The organism is Desertihabitans aurantiacus (assembly GCF_003344635.1).
Lineage (GTDB): Bacteria > Actinomycetota > Actinomycetes > Propionibacteriales > Propionibacteriaceae > Desertihabitans > Desertihabitans aurantiacus.
Genome location: NZ_QPKK01000429.1, coordinates 1 through 1,956, shown reverse-complemented (window position 1 = coordinate 1,956; position 1,956 = coordinate 1). Strand labels below are relative to the sequence as shown.

The following is a 1,956-nucleotide window of genomic DNA, read 5'->3' as shown; positions in this document are numbered from 1 at the left end:
CAAAAATTTTTCATCAATATCTTTTAAAACTGATATACTTGGATTAAAAAAAGAGAGGGTAGTGAGATGGATTATAGACTTTATACAAAAACAATAGAATTATTTGCTAGCAAAAAAGAAAAAGGTGGCTATACGATGACACCTGTTAAAAAATGGGTGGATAGAGATGAAAATTGTCAGCCTATCATATCGTATAAAGACCAAAGAAATGAAAATGTTGGTTTAGTATTGGATGAATTGATAATAATAGATTTAGATATACATAAAAAAAATGAAAATGGTATTAAAACGTTTAATAACTGGATTCGTAAGCAAGATAATATTGATGAAATTTTAGATGATATAAAGAATACTATGACAGTAATGACACCAAGTGGTGGAATGCATATATATTTTAAAATACCTAAAGATACCGAAAATACAGAAAAACCTAAAGTTAAAGCTATGCCTGGCGTCGATTTATTAACTGGTAAAAATAAATATATACCAGCGCCTGGTTGTAATCGAATTGATGGTATATATAAAATTAAAGAAGATAGTGATACAGATATAAAAGATGCGCCACAATGGGCAATAAAATTATTTAAAGATGCACAAAGTGATAATGTTAAAACAAGTAATTTTAAACCGATATCATCAAAGTTTGGTAGTATAAGAGATTTAAGTAATGAACAAATACATCATCCTATGAATCAAATATTAAATGATTTGTTCAATGGTTTTGGCGAAGGTGAACGTAATATGAAAATGGCAAGCCATATAGGCAGGTTGATGAATCAAGTAAAGCGTGAAGTTATTACATTACAAATGGCTAGATATGTTGCTATTGCAACAGCAGAAAATTGTAATCCCCCAATGTCTTATGAAGAATTAGAAACAATTTGGACAAGTATTTTAAAAAAATCTATGAAGGAGCCATTTTAATGAAGAGAAGTAAACTTTTATTAAATAAAAACCTTTTAGAAAAATATGAGCAACAGCAAAACGTTGGTACGCGTGTTGCGATGATTAATAATATTTGTGAGAAAATAATCAATAGTGAGTATGATGATTTGATTATAAGTGATTCTGAAAAGATATTTGTTAATGGATATAAAGATAAATTAGATGAAGCAAGAAAAAAGGCGAATGAAATGGGATATAAATCATTAACAGTACTTTTTGAAGAGATTATGAAGAGTGAGATGAAGTATAGATAGTTGTTTAAATTCACGATTTTGTGGTACTATAATAACGAATAGTTAGTTTATATCAACGTACTACAACGTGAGTTGGTTACTCATGTTATATAGAGTTAAATAATGCAAAACCCCTAACTTGTTGGTAGCAAGATAGGGGTTATTTTTTATATCTAACTTTACGCTAAACGTCAAAATGAAGTATTACGTTAGATATATCAGCGCTTAATCATCAAATAAAATTTCGTAAAAGCAGTAAAAAGCGAAGAATTTAACTATTTTCTAAGCATTTTGAAGAAACATGATAGTGATATTGAGCAAACAATAAATGAGTTGAACACAATACATCATTATAATTTGGAAAGTATTGATGATTTTATTGAAAAGTTTTATGAAGTTAAGCAATTTATTACATTTAAATGCTTAAATGACGCACATAGCTATTATGAAAGTGAGATGAATGCAGTTGATGAAACTTATCGAAAGCGATGCATAGAAACTAACGAATGATTTAAAACATGCATTTGAATCAAATAATCTTACGAATGACAGTATCAAAGTAGATTTTGATGCATGTAAAGTCTATGTATACGAATTAAAAAATGGTGTGATGAGTGAGAATACGCGTAATATTGATGAACGTTATTTAAAAGATGCTAGAGTACTTGTACGTCGTCACTTACCAGCTGAGTATCGTTTAAAACCACAATCAGAATTAAAATTTGAAAATATCGATGATAGAAAAAGATTAGTGATTGATTTTGAATCAGCTAAATCA

General features: G+C 28.5%; 2 protein-coding genes. Both read left to right on the top strand.

Annotation, left to right across the window (positions count from 1 at the left end; all coding sequences use genetic code 11):
* Nucleotides 1–66 precede the first annotated feature (66 nt).
* Nucleotides 67–924, top strand: coding sequence for a bifunctional DNA primase/polymerase (locus DVA66_RS19825; protein WP_114561516.1), 858 nt, complete (start codon nt 67–69; stop codon nt 922–924).
* Nucleotides 924–1,199 (top strand): hypothetical protein, encoded by a 276-nt coding sequence (locus DVA66_RS21125; RefSeq protein ID WP_021511244.1) that lies wholly within the window; start codon nt 924–926, stop codon nt 1,197–1,199. The genes DVA66_RS19825 and DVA66_RS21125 overlap by 1 nt, the downstream gene beginning before the upstream one ends.
* The last annotated feature ends 757 nt before the right edge of the window (nt 1,200–1,956 follow it).